General features: G+C 40.6%; 22 protein-coding genes. 13 read left to right on the top strand and 9 right to left on the bottom strand.

From position 1 onward, the window contains the following. Positions 1–54 precede the first annotated feature (54 nt). The 7 genes from ABJF57_RS04840 to ABJF57_RS04870 all read left to right on the top strand — a co-directional run bounded on the left by ABJF57_RS04840 (position 55) and on the right by ABJF57_RS04870 (position 4,571). Positions 55–426 (top strand): DUF4783 domain-containing protein, encoded by a 372-nt coding sequence (locus tag ABJF57_RS04840; RefSeq protein ID WP_462236026.1) that lies wholly within the window; start codon positions 55–57, stop codon positions 424–426. Positions 427–469: 43 nt separating this feature from the next. Continuing rightward, positions 470–1,327: a carboxylating nicotinate-nucleotide diphosphorylase gene (nadC, locus tag ABJF57_RS04845; protein WP_462230656.1), complete on the top strand. Its 858-nt coding sequence runs from the start codon at positions 470–472 to the stop codon at positions 1,325–1,327. 54 nt (positions 1,328–1,381) lie between these two features. Next, on the top strand, positions 1,382–1,861 hold the full coding sequence (locus ABJF57_RS04850; protein WP_462230654.1) for a YcxB family protein: 480 nt from the start codon (positions 1,382–1,384) through the stop codon (positions 1,859–1,861). A gap of 6 nt (positions 1,862–1,867) precedes the next feature. After that, positions 1,868–2,344 (top strand): regulatory protein RecX, encoded by a 477-nt coding sequence (locus tag ABJF57_RS04855; protein WP_462230652.1) that lies wholly within the window; start codon positions 1,868–1,870, stop codon positions 2,342–2,344. 75 nt (positions 2,345–2,419) lie between these two features. Continuing rightward, positions 2,420–2,932, top strand: a complete 513-nt coding sequence (locus tag ABJF57_RS04860; protein ID WP_462230650.1) for a hypothetical protein — start codon at positions 2,420–2,422, stop codon at positions 2,930–2,932. Positions 2,933–2,937: 5 nt separating this feature from the next. Then, positions 2,938–3,960, top strand: coding sequence for an ATP-grasp domain-containing protein (locus ABJF57_RS04865; protein WP_462230648.1), 1,023 nt, complete (start codon positions 2,938–2,940; stop codon positions 3,958–3,960). Beyond that, a complete protein-coding gene (locus ABJF57_RS04870; protein WP_462230646.1) occupies positions 3,957–4,571 on the top strand; it encodes a LysE family transporter in 615 nt (204 codons plus the stop codon). The genes ABJF57_RS04865 and ABJF57_RS04870 overlap by 4 nt, the downstream gene beginning before the upstream one ends. A gap of 76 nt (positions 4,572–4,647) precedes the next feature. Here ABJF57_RS04870 and ABJF57_RS04875 read toward each other — a convergent pair whose 3' ends face one another. Further along, complete coding sequence (locus tag ABJF57_RS04875) at positions 4,648–5,877, bottom strand: M56 family metallopeptidase (protein WP_462230644.1); 1,230 nt, start codon at positions 5,875–5,877, stop codon at positions 4,648–4,650. Beyond that, the gene (locus tag ABJF57_RS04880) at positions 5,877–6,254 is read right to left on the bottom strand and encodes a BlaI/MecI/CopY family transcriptional regulator (RefSeq protein WP_462230642.1); all 378 of its coding nucleotides are present in this window, start codon (positions 6,252–6,254) and stop codon (positions 5,877–5,879) included. The genes ABJF57_RS04875 and ABJF57_RS04880 overlap by 1 nt, the downstream gene beginning before the upstream one ends. Before the next feature lie 179 nt (positions 6,255–6,433). On the opposite strand from ABJF57_RS04880, the gene ABJF57_RS04885 reads away from it, so the two are divergent. After that, positions 6,434–9,193, top strand: a complete 2,760-nt coding sequence (locus ABJF57_RS04885) for an alpha/beta hydrolase family protein (protein ID WP_462230640.1) — start codon at positions 6,434–6,436, stop codon at positions 9,191–9,193. 5 nt (positions 9,194–9,198) lie between these two features. Here ABJF57_RS04885 and ABJF57_RS04890 read toward each other — a convergent pair whose 3' ends face one another. From ABJF57_RS04890 to ABJF57_RS04900, 3 genes are all read right to left on the bottom strand, one after another. Then, positions 9,199–9,723, bottom strand: a complete 525-nt coding sequence (locus ABJF57_RS04890; RefSeq protein ID WP_462230638.1) for a GNAT family N-acetyltransferase — start codon at positions 9,721–9,723, stop codon at positions 9,199–9,201. Between the two features lie 6 nt (positions 9,724–9,729). Next, a complete protein-coding gene (locus ABJF57_RS04895) occupies positions 9,730–10,389 on the bottom strand; it encodes a LiaF transmembrane domain-containing protein (RefSeq protein WP_462230636.1) in 660 nt (219 codons plus the stop codon). Positions 10,390–10,466: 77 nt separating this feature from the next. Further along, complete coding sequence (locus ABJF57_RS04900; RefSeq protein ID WP_462230634.1) at positions 10,467–11,054, bottom strand: hypothetical protein; 588 nt, start codon at positions 11,052–11,054, stop codon at positions 10,467–10,469. Positions 11,055–11,276: 222 nt separating this feature from the next. Between ABJF57_RS04900 and ABJF57_RS04905 the strand changes: the two genes are divergently transcribed. Beyond that, the gene (locus ABJF57_RS04905; RefSeq protein ID WP_462230632.1) at positions 11,277–11,651 is read left to right on the top strand and encodes an Hsp20/alpha crystallin family protein; all 375 of its coding nucleotides are present in this window, start codon (positions 11,277–11,279) and stop codon (positions 11,649–11,651) included. A 3-nt stretch (positions 11,652–11,654) separates the two neighbouring features. On the opposite strand, the gene ABJF57_RS04910 is transcribed toward ABJF57_RS04905, so the two are convergent. Next, the gene (locus tag ABJF57_RS04910) at positions 11,655–14,282 is read right to left on the bottom strand and encodes an ABC transporter permease (protein WP_462230630.1); all 2,628 of its coding nucleotides are present in this window, start codon (positions 14,280–14,282) and stop codon (positions 11,655–11,657) included. Further along, entirely contained in the window at positions 14,275–14,607 is a 333-nt protein-coding gene (locus ABJF57_RS04915; protein ID WP_462230628.1) for a PadR family transcriptional regulator, read from the bottom strand. Before ABJF57_RS04915 ends, ABJF57_RS04910 begins: the two co-directional genes overlap by 8 nt. 129 nt (positions 14,608–14,736) lie before the next feature. Between ABJF57_RS04915 and ABJF57_RS04920 the strand changes: the two genes are divergently transcribed. Continuing rightward, positions 14,737–15,333 (top strand): class I SAM-dependent methyltransferase, encoded by a 597-nt coding sequence (locus ABJF57_RS04920; RefSeq protein ID WP_462230626.1) that lies wholly within the window; start codon positions 14,737–14,739, stop codon positions 15,331–15,333. Here the strand turns inward: ABJF57_RS04920 and gdhA are convergent. After that, entirely contained in the window at positions 15,330–16,682 is a 1,353-nt protein-coding gene (gene gdhA, locus ABJF57_RS04925; RefSeq protein WP_462230624.1) for an NADP-specific glutamate dehydrogenase, read from the bottom strand. The two genes, ABJF57_RS04920 and gdhA, sit on opposite strands and share 4 nt — an antisense overlap. Positions 16,683–16,862: 180 nt before the next feature. Here gdhA and ABJF57_RS04930 point away from each other — a divergent pair, with 180 nt between their 5' ends. Further along, the gene (locus ABJF57_RS04930) at positions 16,863–17,036 is read left to right on the top strand and encodes a hypothetical protein (protein ID WP_462230622.1); all 174 of its coding nucleotides are present in this window, start codon (positions 16,863–16,865) and stop codon (positions 17,034–17,036) included. Here the strand turns inward: ABJF57_RS04930 and ABJF57_RS04935 are convergent. Further along, the gene (locus tag ABJF57_RS04935) at positions 17,033–18,952 is read right to left on the bottom strand and encodes a CASTOR/POLLUX-related putative ion channel (RefSeq protein ID WP_462230620.1); all 1,920 of its coding nucleotides are present in this window, start codon (positions 18,950–18,952) and stop codon (positions 17,033–17,035) included. The two genes, ABJF57_RS04930 and ABJF57_RS04935, sit on opposite strands and share 4 nt — an antisense overlap. Before the next feature lie 243 nt (positions 18,953–19,195). Here ABJF57_RS04935 and ABJF57_RS04940 point away from each other — a divergent pair, with 243 nt between their 5' ends. Continuing rightward, positions 19,196–20,443, top strand: a complete 1,248-nt coding sequence (locus ABJF57_RS04940; protein WP_462230618.1) for a TAXI family TRAP transporter solute-binding subunit — start codon at positions 19,196–19,198, stop codon at positions 20,441–20,443. 86 nt (positions 20,444–20,529) lie between these two features. After that, positions 20,530–21,561: a rod shape-determining protein gene (locus ABJF57_RS04945; RefSeq protein ID WP_462230617.1), complete on the top strand. Its 1,032-nt coding sequence runs from the start codon at positions 20,530–20,532 to the stop codon at positions 21,559–21,561. Positions 21,562–21,563 lie beyond the last annotated feature (2 nt).

Below are 21,563 nucleotides of genomic sequence, written 5' to 3' on the forward strand. Positions count from 1 at the left end.
TGAATAAATTGGGCATGGTTTTTACTACATTGTGTACAAACATTTGAAATTGACATGAAAATGCTAATTCTTATTCTAACGCTTTTCTTCTCCCCTGTTCAGGAAGAGACGGTTAAGAATATTGGAACAGCGCTAAAAGCGGGGAGCTCAAAGGAGCTCATCAAGTTTTGCAACCAGACGGTAGAAATTAAAATAAACGGGGAGAGTTCAAATTATAGCAAAGCACAAGCAGAGGTTATTTTAAGGGATTTTTTTTCTAAGAATGCCCCGAAAAGCTTTGCCTACATTCATCAAGGGTCTTCTCAGGGTCTTAAATACACAATTGGCCGATATACACATGATAATGGAGTCTACCGCGTTGTTATGTTTATTAAAAAAATAGGAGACGAATACCGAATTGATACTTTGAATTTCAGTCAGGAGTAGCTTATTTCGCCTTTGCACGCCTGCACCACTAATTCCGCCACAAATGAACTTACCTTATTTAACTAGTAAAAACATCAATGCTTTCATCAAAGCAGCACTTGCAGAGGATATTGGCAGTGGCGATCATTCCTCATTGGGATCTATCCCGGAGAATGCCACCAGCGAGGCTCACTTGATCATAAAAGATGATGGGGTGATTGCGGGGTTGGAATTGGCTGAGAAAATCTTTCATCATATAGACTCGAACCTAGCAATTAAGTTTAACAAAAAAGATGGGGATCTCATTGAGCACGGTGAGATTGGATTTACAGTCAAAGGGAGCTCCAGATCTATCTTATCTGCAGAGCGCCTGGTTCTCAACTGCCTTCAGCGGATGAGCGCAGTGGCCACATATACCCATCACATGAACCAATTGATTAAAGGATCAAAAGCCAGATTGCTCGATACAAGAAAAACAACGCCGTTGTTTCGCTTAGCCGAAAAGTGGGCGGTAGTCATTGGTGGAGGTGTCAATCATCGATTTGGGTTGTATGATATGGTGATGCTCAAGGACAATCACATTGATTTTGCAGGAGGGGTCAAAAATGCCATTAATCAGACCGTGGCATATCTTGAAAAAAACAAGCTGAAATTAAATATAGAAATCGAGGTTCGAAGCTTGAAAGAGCTCGATGAAGTGCTAGAGGTTGGACAAGTACATAGAGTAATGCTGGACAACATGCTTCCCTCGGATATTCGTCAGGCGATCAAAATGATTGGTGGCCGTTTTGAAACTGAAGCGTCCGGAGGGATTACAGAAAAAACGATTGCTGAGATTGCCGAAACAGGTGTTGATTATATTTCAGTTGGTGCACTTACACACTCATACAGAAGCCTCGATATGAGTCTCAAAGCTATTTAAATTCTATATTCGCGGTATAATCATTGTAAGAAGTAGAAAAAGAGCGATTGAGCCATGATAGTAAGGACAAAAAAATATCAACTACCAACGAAAAAATATATCGGAATAGCCTTTAAAGCAGCGCTGAAGCAGCAATGGTGGGTATTCCTGATTTATGGAGCTATATGTTCGGGGTATTTTTTGATACCAAACCACTGGTGGATAACAGGAGCTTCGATTGCATTGTCATTGTATTTGCTTTTTTGGTTGATCCAATTTGCTGGTATTACCCAACTGGAGCAAGGCAAATTCATGTTTCAGAAGTTATCCTATGAGATTTCCTCACAGCAAATCTTAATCAAGATGAATGCCAAGCAGGGAATGCCAATGAAATGGGATCAAATCAAACGCGCAAAAAAAGGGAAAGACGCCTTTATCCTTTTTGCGAGCAAGGCCCAGTTGGTACATCTCCCTTTCAGGATATTCAACAATGAAAATGAAATTCGATTTCTCGAGACCGTGCTTAAGCGTAAGGGCTATATCGCTGAAAAATAATTTTTGATGGCTAATAAGCTGGGCATCAAAGAAGCAAAACAAAAAGCAGGGAGGTTCTGTGCTTTCAAAGAGCGTTCTCCAAGCGAATTGTTAGAGAAAATCCAGACCTGGGGGATCGCAGAGGAAGATGCATCTCAATTGGTTGCCGAGCTATTGAAAGAGGGATTCGTTGATGAGCAGCGGTTTGCAAATGCTTTTTGCAATGACAAGTTTGAGTTCAACTCCTGGGGCAAGCAAAAGATCAAAGCCCATATCTATTCACATAAGCTTTCTGAAACCGCAGTGCAAACCGCATTGGACAGAATAGATCCAGAAAAGTACTTCAGTCGGCTTTTGGAGTTGGCGAAAACCAAGTGGGATCGATTGGAAAAAGACGAGGACTTTAAGCGCAAGCAAAAAACCCTTGCGTACCTTGTATCCAAAGGGTTTGAATCAGATTTGATATGGAGCGCGATAAATTCTCTCTCCAAGGAAAGTCAATAGGAATACCTTTGATAAGATTTTCAAAATCTGAACCAGAGAAAATCCGTATGTTTATTTTTGCATTAATTGATACATATGCTACACACATCAGCAAAGGACCTTCTCTCACAGTTATCTCAAATCATCCACTCTTGCAGAGAAGATGATTTTTCCAGACCCTTGTCGGAATTGAGCGACTCTACGTTCGGTCAGCATATCAGGCACACACTGGAATTTTTTATCTGTCTTTTTGATGCAAAAAATGACGGAACTGTAAACTACGATCAACGGAAGCACGACACCTTAATAGAAACAGACAAGAAGCTAGCGCTGACGGTTATTGATAGCATCACAGATTTCTTGGATAAGCATCAGGAAGATTTTCAACTCACTTTTGAAGCAAATTATGCAATGAGCGATGATGCGAACGATAGCATGAAAAGCAGTTTCTACAGAGAACTGGCTTACAACATTGAGCACGCAATTCATCACATGGCTTTGTTGAAGGTGGCTGTGAAGCAATCTTTGACCTACATTTCACTGCCAGAATACTTCGGAGTGGCCAGCTCCACCGTCAGGTATCGTGCGGGCTTCAAAACGAACCAATAAGACCATTGAAAAAGCTGTTCATCAGACTGAGACACTGGGAATATTGGCCTTTCTCAGTGCTTTACTTTCCTGTATTCTTCTATTACGCTTGGTTGATACTAAAACATCGTTCCTTCTTTTTTTTCACAGCGTCCAATCCGAGTATCGAGTTTGGCGGAATGGTGGGTGAAAAAAAGTCGGATATTTTTGACCTGATCCCAGATCAGTATATGCCAAAAACCATACTGGTTGGAAAAGGAGGTTTGGAAAGGGCGGCATTAGAAGCTGAAAAGATAGGATTTCCGCTGATTGCGAAACCCGATGTAGGTGAGCGGGGCAATTGGGTAAGTAAGATTCAGACTCAAAACGCCCTTAAGGAATATGTAGAAACCTGCCCTGTAGACTTTCTTCTTCAAGAGATGGTCGATTTACCCATTGAGCTGGGTGTATTCTATGTGAAATATCCGGATAGACCAGGTGAAGTGACTTCCATCGTTCGAAAGGATTTTTTGACTGTAGTCGGTGACGGGGAGAGTACAATAAGAGATTTATTGAAAAAAAATACGCGCGCCCGGATGACTGCAGACTTGGCAAGTGACCACCTTCAGCTGATTGGGAATAATATTCCTAAAATTGGAGAGCAGCTAGTCATTGAACCAATCGGAAACCACTGTAGAGGAACAAAATTTTTGAGTGACAACCATGAGATTGATGAAGCATTGAATCAGGCATTCAATAAGCTTGCGGATCAGATTCCAGACTTCTATTTCGGGAGATTCGATATCAAATGCGAGTCTTATAACGATTTAAAATACCTCAAAAATTTTTCAATATTGGAGTTGAATGGAGCAGGGGCAGAACCCGCACATATTTACCAGCCGGGGTATCCACTTTGGAAAGCATACAAGGACATTCTTTGGCATTTATCGGTTTTGTCAGATATTAGTGCCCTAAATCGAAAAAAGGGGCATTCCTATTGGAGCTTTAAGCGAGGCTTCAAAAAGTGGAAAGCCCATCAACGGTATAATCGCCTACTTGCCATTTCATGATTTTACAGACACTAATCGTTGCTTTTGTGGTGAGCTATATTGGCTCAATTCCTCCTGGAACCATCAATGTATCCGTTATGCAGCTTGCCATTTTGCATAAAAGAAGGGCCGCAGTATTCTTTGCTTTTGCAGCTTCTGCCGTTGAGTTTATCTATGCAGGCGTAACGGTTCAGTTCCACATCTTTCTCAACAACAATGAAGTAATCGCTGACTATTTCAGGATCATTACCTCGATTGCGCTCATTGGACTTGGACTCTCCAATATTTTTTCAAAGTCTACCTCTTCATCGATCAAAGTGGATACGAAATTGACAGGAAGACATGGCTTCCTCAGAGGGTTACTACTGGGTTTTCTAAACCCCATGACTATTCCCTTTTGGCTGGCGATCACGACCTACCTCGAAAATGACCATTGGATCAATGTGGATGAATATGGATTTTGGATGTATTTAATAGGTCTCTCGACGGGGACATTTTGCCTGTTGCTGACAGTAAATGCTTTAGGTAAGCGCTTCACCAAGATTGCCGATAATCCTTTCCTTGTGCACAAGGTACCCGGATTTTTTCTATTTGGATTGGGCGTCTACTTCTTGATTAAGCTGGTGGTGTGAAAACAACGGTTATTATGAAAGGCCTAAACAGGAAAACCAACCCTGTATAGGTTGGTTAAAATCCACAGCTTGTCTATTAATAAACTGGAATTCTTAAGAAAATAGGTTTGTCGGGAATAACCCGTTCAATGATGCCTTGCTTGTCTTTTGTTCGATACTGTTTTATTTCTAATAGAAGCATGTTATTCTTTTCTTCTTCAGATCGCGATAAAAGATTCTTCACAATTACAGAGCCTTCAGTCTCCATAGTAGCAAGTCCCTGTCCTTCTGAAATAAGCGTGGTTTCCATCTTTGTGATTTGGAGCTCATCGGCTTCATTTCCATTGGGAACCAGTTTTACAAAAATGATTTTGGTAGAAAAAGGAATTCCCTTTTCCAAATCCACTTTACCATCCTTAGTAGTGACTATTACATTAGGTTCAGCACCCATTGATTCAGATGAAGTTGTGATTGTTCTGAACGATGAAATAGATACTGTTAGTGCCATTGCCACCAGAACTATTCCGGCCCGCATGTAGCTGTTTTTCAAATTAATTTTACTTTTTTCCATAATATTAAACCGTTGTTTTAAACTCAATTGATTACTTAAATAACTTACTGCCCTGTAGGAGACGCCAGTACGTTCCTTGAATAATAGGTCTTGATAGGCCAGTTTATCAAAACCCTTGTTGATTACAAATTCATCAGCGATGAATTCATGACTTGCTTTGATATCTTTTTTTAGAAGCCAAATAAATGGGTTACACCAGTAGAAAATGGATAGGGCTTCCATAAGAATCACATCAAGGGAATGGTATTGATCACGATGAACTTGCTCGTGAAGTACAATTGGCTCCAATCCTGATTTAGATGCATCCCCTTTGTGAATGAATAGGAAATTGAAAAATGAAAAGGGGGAAATTGGATCAGGCGTTTCAACAAGATTAAAACCCCAACTTTTCTTTTTAGTGGATTGGATGTATAGCTTGATAAGACCACTTACGCCTATCAAAAAGCGTAGACTAAAAAAGGCAACGCCTGTTAAGTAGATTACCATGAAAGTGCTGACGTGTTCTTCTGGCATGCTGATTGCCATTGTGGAATCAAGTGTGCTTGCTGTCTCAATCAACTTTTTTACACCGGGAGAGTAACTCGAAGAAGGACTCAACTGGAAAGATGGAATCATGAGAAAAAATGTGCAGAATAAGACGATCCCAATGCCCACCATTCTTTTAAATTGGTGACTGATCTTGTAGTAGACCACCAATTTGTAGAGTATATAAAAACTAGCGAGAGCCAAGTTTGACTTTAGTATATAGCTTTCCATTATTCAGGTTTTTTCTTTTCGATTTGCTCTTGGAAGTGCTCAATTAAATCTTCCATATCTTTCGTGCTCAACTCTTCATTCGTGCCAAAAGCGGAGACCATACTCTTAAATGAGTCTGAGAAATATCGCTTCACAAATGACTTCATATACTTCTTCGTATAATCTTCCTCCTCTATAAGAGGATAGTATTCAAACGTGTTGGCTATTGCTCTTCTTCCTATAAATCCTTTTTTTTCAAGTATTTTGAATATGGTAGCCACTGTAGTATATGCTGGTTTTGGTTCATTATATCTACTCACCACATCTCGGATCAACCCACCATCGATTGACCATAAAATCTTCATTGCTTTTTCTTCCGCTTTTGTCAATGTATCCATATGCTTTGTCTTGTACGACGCAATTCTACTAAAGGTTTAGTATATCTACTAATTTTTTAGTAGATATATTGAAATTCCCTTAAAAACTTATAGTAACAGCTTATTACCGCCTGTATACTTTCATTTGAACATTTAGTTTTTTTTTAGCTAGTATTAAATTCTCTTAAGAATGAATGAATATGAAAAAGCTTATCCTAATCCTAACCGTTATCCCTTTTTTCGGTATCGCTCAAAACAAAAAGGAACTTGACCACAGCGCTTACAACACCTGGCGTGATGTCGGTCGAGATCTCATTAGCAACGATGGATCTCATATTGCCTATACCGCAGAACCTAACGGATACGGAAACGAATCACTGATGCTGCATCAATTCAATGGTAACATGGTGATGGAGCATGACCGATCTTATAATCCTTCTTTCTCAAACAATTCACAATTTCTGATTTTCAAAGTATCACCTGACTATGATGAACTTAGGGATTTGAAAAGAAAAAAGACTAAAGCAAAGGACCTTCCCGGTGACACACTAGCCTTATATTCAATCGGGTCGAAAAGTATGACGAAGGTGGCTGGCTTAAAGTCATTTAAAGTGCCTGAGAAATGGGATGATTATGTTGTTTATCTCTATGAACCTGCCCCTGATACGGCCAAGAAGAAAGAGAAAAAAAGGAGCAAGAAAAATGGATATGATCTGGTTGTAAAGAATTTAAGTGACCAAACGGAATATACGTTTTCGTATGTGCTTGATTACGAAATTCCTGAGGAGGGTGCTGGCTTAGCATTAACAACTACTGGAAATGACAGCACCATCATGGAAGGAGTCTACACTTTTGATTTTGATAAAAAGAACTTCAAGCCAGTATTTAGATCGAAAGGAGAGTACCATCAACTTGAATGGGATAAAAAAGGGAATCAACTCTCTTTTATCTCAGATACGGACACCACCAAGGCGTTAAAAAGAGATTTTCACCTGCATTACTACAAAACAGCCTGGGATAGTAGCCAGACAATAGCTAAGAATGAGAGCCTTAATCAATTGATGGTAAATAAAGATTTTCGCTCGTACTTTTCTGAATCGGGCAAGCGACTGTTTTTTGAGGCGAAGGAGTTTCCTGTGCTGCAAGACACTGCGTTACTTGATGATGAAATAGTGAACGTTGAAGTATGGAACTACAAGGACCAAAGACTATTCACTCAACAGGAAAATCAGCGAAATAATGACTTAAAGTTTGGCTACTTGAGCTACTACGATACAGACAGGGATCAGGTGATTCAGCTGGGGGGTAATGATTATTCCAGAGTTTCAGTGAGCAATCAAGGAGATGGAAATACAGCGCTTGCGATGAGTGATTACAATTACAGAAAAATGGCTACTTGGGAAGGATATACCCTCAATGATGTATACACAGTAGATCTTAGCAATGGTAACAAAACCAAAATTATGGATGCTGAGCGGGGGTTCATCGCCCTTTCTCCCAATGGAAAGTATGCTTATTGGTATAATAACAGTGACTCTGCATGGTTTGCTTACTCATTTGCAGAGGAGGTTGCTGTTCAAATAACTAATAACATTCAAGTCCCATTTTACAATGAGATCCACGATACGCCTTCAGACCCATGGCCTTATGGAGTAATGAGTTGGACAGAGGATGATGAGCGTGTTTTGATTTATGATCGTTTTGATATCTGGGAAGTTGACCCTAAGGGAGAAAGCGCGGCTAAGCGAATTACCCCAAATGGGAGAAAAGATAAGCTTACTTACAGATACATCAGACTGGACAGAGAAGAGAGATTCATAAAAAAAGGGCAGAAACTTCTGCTTTCCGGATTTTATGAAACGGATAAAAGCGAAGCTCTTTTTTCATTCTCTTACGGTAAGAACAAGCCAGCAGAGCTCATTTCCGGGGACTACCAATATAACTCACTCAACAAGGCAAGAGATGCTGCGAATTTGATTTTTACAAAGGAAGACTTTAACACCTTCCCAGACATTCTTGCCACTAACCTTTCATTCAAATCAGTCAAAAAAATCAGTGATCTAAACCCTCAGCAAAAAAACTACACATGGGGTAGCATAGAGTTGGTTTATTGGAATTCGCTAGATGGACAAAAAATGGAAGGAATGCTGGTAAAACCAGAAGGGTTCGATCCAACAAAGAAGTATCCAATGATCGTCAACTTCTATGAAAAGAGTTCAAACAGACTGAATAGGTACAATGATCCAACTCCTGGTAGGTCGACGATAAACTATAGTTTTTATGCATCCAGAGGGTACCTTATTTTCAATCCGAATGTAAACTATAAGGAAGGATATCCAGGTGAAGATGCCTACAACTGTGTAATTCCCGGTGTTACTTCACTCATTGAAAAAGGGTTTGTAGATGAGGAAAATATAGGCGTGCAGGGACATAGTTGGGGAGGATATCAGATTGCTCATCTCATTAACGAGACCAATATTTTCAAATGTGCCGAATCAGGTGCACCAGTGGTGAATATGATCAGTGCATATGGTGGTATTCGCTGGGGATCAGGTCGTAGCAGAATGTTTCAATATGAGCATACACAAAGTAGAATCGGTGGTACTATTTGGGAATATCCGCTGAGATATATTGAAAACTCACCCATATTTTATGTAGACAAGGTTCAAACGCCCGTACTTATTCTGCACAACGATGAAGATGGAGCAGTGCCTTGGTATCAGGGCATCGAGTACTTTGGTGCTTTAAGAAGACTGAATAAACCAGCGTGGTTGTTAAACTACCGTGGAGAACCCCACTGGCCTGTGAAAGTTCAAAACCGTATTGATTTTAACATTCGAATGGCTCAGTTTTTTGATTATTATCTGAAAGGAGCACCAATGCCAAAGTGGATGCGAGATGGTGTGCCTGCTACTGAGCTAGGTATCAATCAAGGCTATGAATTGTTGAAAGATGAATAAAAATGCTAGTTGAGATAATCAGATTTTAGGATGGCATACCTGTGTTCATCTAAAATCTGATTGTTTTTAATGATCGCTTTTTTGCCGATTCCTTCTTTTTTATAACCACATTTCTCAAGCACGCGTTTTGAGGTGTCATTGGGGCTAAAGACGATGGCATATAAACGGATCACATCAAGCTGCGAAAAGGCGTATTCTGTTATTAAGCTCAGGGCTTGGGTCGCTATTCCATTGCCCCAATAGGGTTCACCAATCCAGTAGCCCACTTCTGCTGACATGCGATGGATGTCACTTTGAGGAATAATTGCGATCACCCCACAAATTTCATCATGTGAGAGAATCGCGAATGTAACGGTCGGATCTTGCTTAGTGCTAAATAGAATAAATTCTTCAGCGTCCTTTTTACTATATGGATATGGAATGTAATCCCTAAGATTATCGAGCACTTTTCTATTGTTGATGAGACTAGCGACCGTTTCAGCATCATCGCTTTGGAGTGCACGCAGCGATATTCCTTCGGAACGCAACATTGTGGATTAATTTTTTAATTCTCCACCACCAAACATGGTGAACCCTTTTATGTGGATAGTTGTGGAAGATCCATTGGTCACATTTTTGCGTGAGTCACTAAACCCGCCAAATATAGCTGTGGCGTCCATGTTTACTTTCCATTCTTCCGGAAGCATAAGTTCCACTCCACCAAACATGCAGAAAATCTCGATGACTGCTCCATCTTGAGCTTTAGATCCCCGAAGGTCAATTTCGGAACCTCCAAAAACACAGCTAATTTTTCCCCCTTGCAAATTATCGGAGATGAACTTGCGCTCCGTTCCGCCAAATATTGCCACTTCGTCAAAATAGTTTTCGCTGCTCTCGGAAATACTTCGAGGGCCTGATTTCTTTTTAAGAATAAAGGATAAACCAATGATGATCAGAATCAAAGGCCATATTTCTCCTATTCTTACCACATGATAGTAGTGGAGATAGAAGACCGTGGCTAGCCCGAAAAAAATCAATGCGGCTTTTCCATTTCCTGACAGCAGGTTTACAACTCCAAGAACCACAAAAACTGCTGGCCATGAAAATAGGTAGTATGGGATATCCATGTCGAATCCCAGATTATCCAAGAGGAAAATAGCGCCTATGAATACAAAGATAAATCCAATGATCGCGCGCTTGTGATTAGATGATGCCATGCGTTAAAATTTGAATATCAAAGGTACTGTCTTCTTAGCAAGACTGACAGCACCCTTGAAAATTAACGCATTTAGGTTCAATTAAACCAGCCAAACAGCAAGGAAATGCCAAATGTAGGCCCATCAAAGTCACCTGCGTCAAAGTAATCATTGTCAACACCAATGGTCTTTTGGTAGCCAACAGATGCATTGATTTTAAACCAATACGCAATATTCGTTTCGCCGAAGAATTGTGGGTTAAAAATGAAAACATCGTCTTCGTTAACCTGCGCATTCGTTGCTCTTGATTTGGTTGTAATGCTACCCCAACCCAACTTTGTATCCACGCCCATGTGCAGTAGATCATCTGGCTTGATCACATAGCCCAACCAAAAACCTCCATGTCCGAAGCTTGAGGTGAATTCTGTCCCATTTGAATTAAAGTCATGATTTCCGGTTAGTCCAAGTCCATAACCCCCGACGAAAAATGTATTATCGAATAGTACTGCGCCACCTCCGCCAGTTAAAGTGGATAAGTCACCGTCGATAGGCATGAATGAAAATAAGACACCACCAAATCCCGAAATATCTTCAGGGTCATTTCCAATGAGTGTTTTGGGACGCTCTTTTTGTGCAAAAGAAGCAAGCGATAGAACGGTTGCAAAAATGAATAAAGTCCTTTTCATGAGTTTTAGTCTTTTAATTTTTTAGAAAAATAGGAGATCAGATTACCTCAATGACAGAAAAAAAGATGGAATGTTTCCTTGGTAGGATGAATTGTTGAATGTCACAACCAGCCAGAATGGCCATTCCGAAATAAAAGAATCGGCCATACTGACACGTTTACTATTGAAGAAAGCCTTTTGGAATGGGTTTTGAAAGAGAGAGTGAGAATCAGCAGAAAGAAAATGAGAGTAGATAAAGAAATAAGCAAGCGGCTAGCTGAAACGGTCAATGTGGTGAACAATATCAATGGGGGTTCCATCTTTCCCACATTTATTAAGACAACAGAAAAAGATCACTACCGATTGGAGGTGAGTGTCCCTTCTGTAGCACCTGATGATATCAAAGTGGAAGTAAATGGTAGTGATCTTTTGATCTACCAAAACGTCCACGTCAATTCATACACCTTACCCAATGTGTTAGGGATGATCAAAATCTCAGCAGATGTTGAACTAGAGAGCATTTCTGCAGAGTTTGATGACGAACTTTTAGTGGTTATCCTGCCATTCAGTGAGCTTTCCGGAGGTTTTCGGAAAGAAATCGACATTTACAAGCACTAGCTCCTATTCATCATGTAAAGTATCTGCAGGATTCAACTTTGCAGTTTTAAACGTGTGAAACGCCACTGTTGAGATTGCGATTATTACTATTGCAATAGCGGGTATCAAGAAGATTCCCACGCCAAGCTCTATTCTGTTTTCAAAACCAGCCAGCCAGTTTTTCATAAGCCACCAGCTCAGTGGAGCCGCAATTATGATGGAGATGCCTACAAGTTTTACAAAATCCCAAGTGAGTAAGGTAAGTAGCTGCTTGATTGAGGCACCAAGTACTTTTCTAACCCCGACCTCTTTGGATCTAAGGCTTGTAATATAGGAGGCCAGTCCGAACAGTCCTAAACAGGCTACCAAAATAGCCAGGAGCGCAAATAGTCCAAAAATGGACCCAAATTTTACTTCTGCCTGATATTGCTCATTGTAGAAGTCGTCCAGGAAGAAAAAATCAAAGACTTTGTTTCCGAAAGCATCTTCCCAATTGGATTGCATATTACCTACAACCTCTTGCATGTTTGCTGAATTTACTTTTATCGAGTAAAAACCTGACGTATTTGGGAAGTAGCGAAAAATCATGGCGTCATACGCCTGCTTTGGGGATTCCTGTCGATAGTTTTTTACTACCCCCACGATATTGAAAGTATCTCCCCAGAAATTAATTTTTTGGTTAAGGGCTTCTTTTACATCTTGAAACCCAATCTGATGAATTGCCGCTTCGTTGAAAAGTACATTGGCTTCTTCTGTTCCAAATGACTCATCAAAATTTCGACCAGAGACGATTTCCAAATCGTAAAAGTCCAGGAAATTGGCATTGGCACCAATGACACGATATTGATTTGAAAGAGACTCGTCCTGAGTCAAAAGCCGTATTCCTCCGGCATTCCAATCAGGTGTCCTGCCGGGTACCGCGGAAGATGAGGTATAGCCAACAACCGATGGATCAGCATCAATTAGGTTTTTGAACACGGCATCTTTAATCGCCATTACTGAATCACTTCGATAGGATGGCGTTTTGATTACCATCGTCTGATCAATACTTACACCCAAATCCTGAGATTGAAGAAAATTCATTTGCTTATAAACCACGAAGGTTCCTGTGATGAGCACGACAGAGGCCAAGAACTGAAAGGTGACCAATCCCTTGCGCAGATTATTGCCACTGCTGCTGGAAGCAAATTTTCCTTTGAGGACAGCAATGGGTTTGAAACTAGAGAGAACAAAAGCGGGATAAAAACCAGATAGAATAAGCCCCAATACAAAGACTACTCCAAGCCCTAGCCAAAAGACAGGTGTATCAGGCCATGTATAGGATACACCCTTTCCTACAAAAGAATTGAACGATGGAAAAATGAGAAGGACCAATAGGGAAGCGATCAAGAAGGAAATAGCATTTAGAAAGAATGACTCGAACAAAAATTGGCCGATTAGTTGAGCCTTGTGGCTACCCATAACTTTTCTGATTCCTACCTCTCTGGCTCTGCTAAGCGCGCGTGCAGTTGTTAGATTGACATAGTTTATCCAAGCAATAAACAGTACGAAAAGCCCAATGATCAATAGGAAATAGGTGGTCTTCTCATCTCCAGTTGGCTTTATTTCCATTCGGTAGTTAGAAGTAAGATGAATTTTTGGAAGCGGCTGTAGTAAGAGCTCCATTCTGAAATTGCTTTGATCTTCCTCACCTCTCAGTTCCGTCATCCAAGGATCAAATTTTTCTGTAAGTTGGTTGGGGTCGGTACCGGGATATAGCTTCACATAATTCAAAAAACCATCCCAATTCCAGCTGGTTCTGGATTCTTCACTGGTGAAAGAAACATAGGATTCGAAGGAATATAACAAATCGAACTTCATGTGAGACCGCTCTGGAAAATCAGGAAAAACACCCGTTACTTTAAAATCCGTCGCATCATTCATTTTGATGATTTTGCCCATTGGGTCATCATCACCAAATATTTTCTTACTTAAAGTTTCACTTAAAACAACCGTCATTGGATCTTTTAAAGCTGTGCTGTCCTCTCCTCTTAGTAGAGGAATGGAGAAAAACTCAAAGAAATTTGCCCCCGCGTAGTAAGGATGAGTAAGTTCAAAGTACTTCTGATCGTATGATATCTGCGCTCTGCTGGATGTTAAATTGACATATTCTTCAACTTCCGGGAAATCCCGATTTACGAGGTTGCCAGCTCCTGCTGCTCCGGCCGCCCATTGAGTTGAAAGTTCTCCTTGATTGTACCGATTGGTCTGTACGCGATAGATATTCTCTTTGTTTTCAATGAAAGAATCATACGTGAGCTCATGATAGACGTATTGGAGGATCATAAACCCTGCGGCCATTCCAATGGCTAGACCGAAGATGTTTACGGTAGCGTAAAATTTGTTTTTACTTAAATTCCTTATGGTGGCAGTTAGATAATTACGTAGCATAGCTTCAATATTTGAGTGTTTTGATCTTTGTCTAAATCTGGGTCGTAAGAAGCCAATCACCTGAAAAAGATGAATAGCTTTAGCCCTAAATGACCCTTTTTGTTTCTTATTTTCAAAAAATGCTTCTTCCAGGTCGCCAATGATACCTTCCACAATGGAAGGCTTGCAAAAACGTTCAAGCAGATTGCTTGTGGAGGAAAGAAGTTTTGGTTTCTTATCCATTTGCAAGAGCTATGTCAGGAATTGCGTCCCACATACTTTGTCGCATATCGCGCATTTTCACAATGGTAGCCTGACCAGCGGTGGTTAATCGGAAGAGCCGCTTTCTTCTTCCACCTCTTTCTGGAGTAGCGCCATCGTATCGTGCACCTAGGTATCCCTTTTCTTCCAGGCGACTTGTTACGGAGTGGACGGTGCTAATGGTAATTGAACGCCTGCACCGTTCTTTTATCTCTTTTTGTATTGCCAATCCGTAGGCATCATCGTATAGAATGCCTACAGAGAGCAAAACCACTTCTTCTAATTCACCAATATTTGATCCTTTCACAACGCCGTTAGTTTATTAATTTACGATAGATATTTATTTCTTTCGATTTTGTCGAAAACGAAAAAATAGAAAACTAGTTTCGGTTTTGGTAACATTTCTTTCGATTTTGTCGGATTTGATCCAATGGCTATGAGCATTCAAGACTTTAATAACTACTTTGGTGATATGGACCTCTTCCTGATGGATTTGATTCTGAAGGGACACATAAAGCGTGATGCTGAAGTATTAGACATTGGCTGTGGCGAAGGTAGAAATGGAATTTATTTCATTCGGGAAGCATACACCTATCATGGCTGGGATACGGATGCTTCCAAACTGAAACTACTGGAGTACTTAGCAAAATCCATTGCTCATGCCAAGGCAACTTTTGAAACCCACGATATTCGCGAAGCTGCGGAAGAGAAAAAGTTTGATCTGGTGATTTGCAGTAGACTTCTTCATTTTGCTACAACAAAAGATGATTTTCTACTCATGTGGAATAAGATAGCTGATCGGTTAGATAAGGATGGTATTCTGTATGCAAGCATGGATTCTGCGGTTGATACAGGCATAGCTTCCAGGCGCAACAATGGAACGGTGGAGTTTCCCGATGGCAGAGTCAGTTTTGCCTTGACAAACGATCTCTATGATGAAATAAGAAAAGGGTTCGAAGAAGTCGAACCCTTGAGAACTTTGGTGCATCACAATGAGCGAGCACAGAGTTTTGTCTGTCTAAGGAAGCTTTAAACGACTCCTTGAGCTAACATGGCATCAGCCACCTTCACAAATCCGGCAATATTGGCTCCTTTTACATAATCGACATAGTCTTTGCTCTCCTGGCCATGATTCACACAGTTTTCGTGAATATCTTTCATGATGCCTCTGAGTCTCTCGTCTACCTCTTCTCTTGTCCAGGACAGTCGCAGTGAGTTTTGAGACATCTCCAGACCGGATGTAGCTACACCACCGGCATTCGATGCTTTTCCAGGGCTAAACATTAATTTTTTGGATTTAATAAGTTCTACAGCATCTGCTGTCGTAGGCATATTAGCTCCTTCGAAAACGCCAATACAACCATTGGAGATCAATGTTTTAGCGTCCTCCAAAGGGAGTTCATTTTGAGTGGCACAAGGGTAAGCCAGGTCACACTTTATCGTCCATGGAGTTTCGTCTGCTCTGAATTTGGCACTGCTGTATTTATCAGCGTATTCGCTGATTCTACCTCTTTTTACATTTTTTAGCTCTTTGATATAAGCCAGTTTCTCTTCATCTATACCGTCATGATCATAAATGGATCCTCCGGAATCCGAAACACTTACTACTTTGGCTCCATTTTGAAGGAGTTTTTCAATAGCAAATTGGGCAACATTGCCTGACCCAGATACTGTACACACTTTGCCATCGAGATCATTTCCAAGATGATTGAGCATCTCTTTGCTGAAATAGACGCAACCATACCCTGTAGCCTCGGGACGAATCAATGATCCTCCGTACTGGAGTCCCTTTCCGGTTAATACGCCAGTGAATTCGCCCTGCACTCTTTTATACTGACCGAATAAGTAGCCAATCTCACGCCCACCAACACCGATATCACCAGCTGGCACGTCAGTGAATTGTCCGATGTACTTGCTAAGCTCAGTCATGAAGCTTTGACAAAACTTCATCACCTCATTGTCGCTTTTCCCCTTAGGGTTGAAATCTGACCCGCCTTTACCACCACCCATGGGCAGAGTTGTGAGGCTGTTTTTAAAAACCTGCTCAAACGCTAAAAACTTGAGAATACTCAAGTTAACAGAAGGATGAAACCGCAAACCTCCTTTATAAGGTCCTATCGCTGAATTCATTTGAACGCGATATCCTCTATTGACTTGTATTTCACCTTTATCATTGAGCCAAGGTACGCGAAACATGAACACACGCTCTGGTTCGCACATAGTCTCTAAAATGTTTGAGTCTTTATACTGTGGTTTGTCCGCGATAAAGGGGATAATAGTTTCCGCTACCTCTTGTACCGCTTGGAGAAATTCAGACTCATGTTGATTTTTTTGCGCAATCTTCTCGAGGAATTGCGAGATTTCATTGGAGTGACTGGACATGGTATAGTTGTTTTGACGAATTGAATTTAGGTGTTTTTTATGTATTAGACTTCTGTAAAATCGTGGAATATTACCAAAGTTTAATATTTAGTCTGGATGTGTTCATCGAAATACAATATTAGCCTAAAACCTGACTAACACTTGGATCGTAAATTAGTTTAGATATAAACCACACGTATTATGAATTATTTAGGATTGGAAACGGAGATTATCTCATCTGTACAAAACTTGAATGGTCATCAAAAAAACGATGTTCTTGATTATATCAGAAACATCGAACCTACGAGTCACAATACGAGACTGTACAGAAGAAGAGCGATGAAAGAAATAAGGGCGGCGCTTAAGAATAGTTAATCTTCGGATAAAACGATTACCATATCGTTTTCTTCCAGCGTAAACTCGTCTGATTTCTTAGGATTCAATACAACTCCGTATTGTTCATCAGCAAACTTTGCTTTACTAATTACACGGTATCCTATCGCTACCTCATTCTTTCGAGCAGCAGATTCCAAGATTGTGTAGAAATTCATAGACATTCCAGTCTGCACATATTCCCTAGCCGGCTTGATGTAAATCTCCGAACCATCCGCATCGAATAGATCCTCAAATACACGCATCAAATCTTTATTCTCCGAAACCTGACTCATCAATAAACTGATCAGCTTATCACTTACAATGAAGTCATCTGCACTTGTGATATCAGCAAGCTGCCTGTTTCTTATATCAAGCATCTCACTTACGATTTTGTACTTGCTGCCTTTTATCTCGGTGAAATTTCTTAAGTGAAGGAGTGTAATGAGCGTTTGTGCATCTGCCTCCTGTATTGGAAAATAGTTTTGGTAGCAGAGCAAAATGATGTAATCGTATTGTTCAAGACCCATGGAATCCAAGGTTTCTCTACCGGTTGTATCCTGAACCTCGAACTCAATGCTAATGTTTTGAACGCTATTCTTAAGGTCATTCACCGTTTTTTCTGCATCATCAAACTTGGAAACAATGCGAACTTCCGAACCTTTCGGGACGTAATTGTCCAATTCTCTAATAATGTATCGAGCTCTATTGTTCCACCCGACAATTAGTAGTTTTTCACTATCCTGTGGCTCAGGCTCCGTATATACGATTTTGCTTTCGTGTGGATCTACTGGAGTAGAGTTGGGGATCAATGTGTCATCGTCCTCCGTAATACCAATTATTTTATCACCTTTACCAAACACCGTATCCATGGGAGGGTTAATAGCCACGTGCCCATCTGAAAATTGAATGCCCATAATGGCGGAATCTTCATAAGCAAAGAGAACATCTCGGAACGACTTTCCGACTAGCGATGGCGCACTTTCGAAATAAATCTCATCCCCATCAAAGTCCATCAAATCCTGATAAACCACACTCAAACCAGACTGTCGACTGGTTTGAACCATAATTTTTGAAATAATCTCATCTGACAGAATAAGCTCTACCTCATTCTTTCCAACCATCTTTGCTACATCAAAGTTCTTCTTATCCTCCATCTCAGCGGTAACGTGATATGGACGTTCATCAGCGGATCCTCTGAGCACCTCTCGCTTGGGATCGGTAACAATGGCTACAATGGTCTTAATAATCTGGCTATCGGAATTTTCATTTTCCTTATCAAGGATTATGATTGATTTGGTATCAAAGGGGTTGGCGATTTTTAAATCGTGAACATCAATGGGGTTTCCTGTTCTGCAAATCACCTGCGTATTTCCAGTATTCCCAACCTTGTCTTTTATCTCATCCTCCATCAGAACTTTGTCCATGTCGGCAAGTATGACAATTACTCCTCTTTTTTGATTTTCGTTTGCTTCAACGATCTCTGGAATAATGGTAAATATTTTTGATGACCAACCTAAAATCAGCACATGATCCTTTTCTATTACAAAGGATCTACCTTTTCTGAGTATTTCTAGCTTGGTAAGAATACCATTCGAAACGAGACCGATGAGTGTTGAAATAATCACCAGACCGATAACAGTTGTCATTAGCATGAAAAGCCTAAATGGCCAATTCTCATCGTGATTGCCCAATACTCCAGGATCCAACGCATGTGTTAGGTTCACCCAGAAAGATTCGAAGATATTGAAGTTGGATTCATGATCGGGGTGAAGACCAAGTAGTAGCAGTGAAGCTCCAAACAAAACAATAACTACGACAGTAATTACACCCAGCCCCTTAATCATTGAGATGGTTCCCTGAGAAACAAAGCTGTCGAAGCGGTATTTTACCCTATCCGAAAAGGAAATATTTTTCATGTGACTTTTCTGTTTTTAGCAGCCTTGGTCGTTTCCAAACTCCAGCGATTAAAATCAAATATAGAGCTACTTGAAAGACTTATTTTCATTCAAAAAATAACATCCTCAGCTACAGGCAGCAAAACTACTCCTAAAATAGTGCAAAATAATGACTGAATTGGATTTAGGTATAAAATGCGAAGTGTCTACAGTAAGACACAAAAAAATTAGCAGTATTTTTAAAGTACGCGTAATATGCTCCTTATGAAGAAAACAATCATTGCGGCAATAGCCATCATTTTCCTTGCTTCTTGCAACCCGACTACTCTTACATTTTCATTTATCTACAATGATGAAGGGCCAAATAAGGAAATTGCCTCAAAAATGAAGGAACTCCTGGAGAGTGAATTCAACGTAGAAATCATGCTTATTGATGGCTTAAACACCAACGCCAACCTTGACAGCCTGATTCATGACAAAGTGGATATCGCTCTCGTTGAAAATTATGTGAACTATCAGGAAGGTCTTAATTCTGCCTTTTCTGTTTATTCGGAAGTATTGCACATTCTCTATCAAGAGGGCATGGATGGCAGCACTTTCGCCTCATTGATGTATGATGGTCCTGTATATATCGGAAGGGAAGGTTCTCCTACCTACAACCTGATGATGGACTTGTGGGACTATTACGGACTTGATGCATCTCAAATTACAGTGACGCACAATATGCCCGATGCACGGGTAGTTGTTGAGCTTACCAACCTTTTTACCAAACAGCACCTTCAGGACTATCAAGGTTTTAAGCTGTTTTCATTTGACGATGCGAATAATCTGAGTGATGCTTCTACAGTGCAAGGGATTACGCTTAAATATCCTAGACTATCGCCATTCATAATTCCTCAAAATTCTTATTGGAGTTTTACAGATAAGCCTATCGTTACACTCTCGGTGGATTTGGTAATGATGGTAAGGTCGCGCATGGGAGAAGTAGCAGTTAATGATTTTACAAAGACCATGTTGAGAAATCGCCAAATTTTTACCTCAATAGATCCTCTGCTCTTTGAGGGGATGAAAGAGGATTTTGATCAGGCAAAGCTTAATATTCCTCTTCACGAAGGAGCTCGAATCTTTCTGGAAAGAGAAGAACCGAGTTTCATTGAGCGCTATGCAGAACTTGGAGGAGTAATACTTTCCATCATTATCGCGCTTTGGAGTGGAATTGCATCACTTACCAAATGGCAGGCTCAGAAAAAGAAAGATAAAATTGATGAATTCTATGAAGACCTCATGAACATCAAAAATGGCATTACCGGCATTTCGACCATCGCTGAAGGAATGAAGCGAGTAAAACGTGTTCAATTGGCTCAAAACAAAGCTTTTGAGATGCTGATTGAGGAGAAGTTGGTAGCAAATGACAGTTTCCGAATCTACATGGAATTGTCCAAAGAAACCATCAATGAGCTACGCGGAAAAATGCGCATTTTGAAAACAAAACAAGAGCGCGCAACTTCTTAAAAATGAAAGTTTTATCACTAATCGATGATGCTTTAGCTTTTATGCAAAATCGAACCTAAATTCGTGCTCAAATTCAGAGTGCATTCATGGGTCTTTTTGATTTTTTCCAGAGCGACATAGCTATCGATTTAGGTACCGCCAATACGCTGATCATCAGCAAAGATAAAGTTGTGGTTGACGAACCATCAATCATTGCAATTGACAAAAACACGAATAAAGTGCTGGCCATTGGCAGGGAAGCCATGCAGATGCACGAAAAAACCCACGAAAACATAAAGACCATTCGACCTTTAAAGGACGGTGTGATCGCTGACTTCCACGCAGCGGAGCATATGATTCGTGGGATGATCAAAATGATGGACAGAGGCAAGAAAAGTTTTTTGCCAGCATCTCACCGAATGATTATCTGTATTCCTTCTGGAATTACGGAGGTTGAGAAAAGAGCGGTACGGGATTCAGCAGAGCACGCTGGAGCAAAAGAAGTTTACATGATCCACGAGCCTATCGCTGCGGCCATTGGTATCGGTATAGATATTGATCAACCGGTGGGGAGTATGGTCGTGGATATAGGAGGAGGTACTACAGAGATTGCGGTGATAGCTTTAAGCGGTATCGTCTGTGACCAATCGATTCGTGTAGCCGGAGATTCGTTCAACAAAGATATTTTGGATTACATGCGCCGGCAGCATAACCTGCTTATCGGTGAGCGAACTGCGGAAAAAGTAAAAATTGAGGTTGGATCAGCATTAACGGAACTTGATGATGATGCACCGGAAGATTTCGAGATTCGAGGAAGAGACCTGATGACAGGAATACCTAAGGTAATTAAGATCTCCTATTCTGAGATTGCCTTTGCGATAGACAAGTCGGTATCTAAAATAGAGGAGGCTGTGCTGAAAGCATTGGAGATTTCTCCGCCAGAACTCTCTGCTGATATTTATGACAATGGTATTTATCTAACCGGAGGGGGTGCAATGCTTCGCGGTTTAGACAAACGCCTGGCCATGAAGACAAAGCTACCAATTCACATTGCCGAAGATCCATTGCGAGCGGTTGTAAGAGGTACGGGAGCAGCACTCAAAAGCTTGAATCAATATAAAGCGGTATTGATGACCTAAGA

Source organism: Ekhidna sp., assembly GCF_039940915.1.
In the GTDB taxonomy this organism is placed as follows: domain Bacteria; phylum Bacteroidota; class Bacteroidia; order Cytophagales; family Cyclobacteriaceae; genus Ekhidna.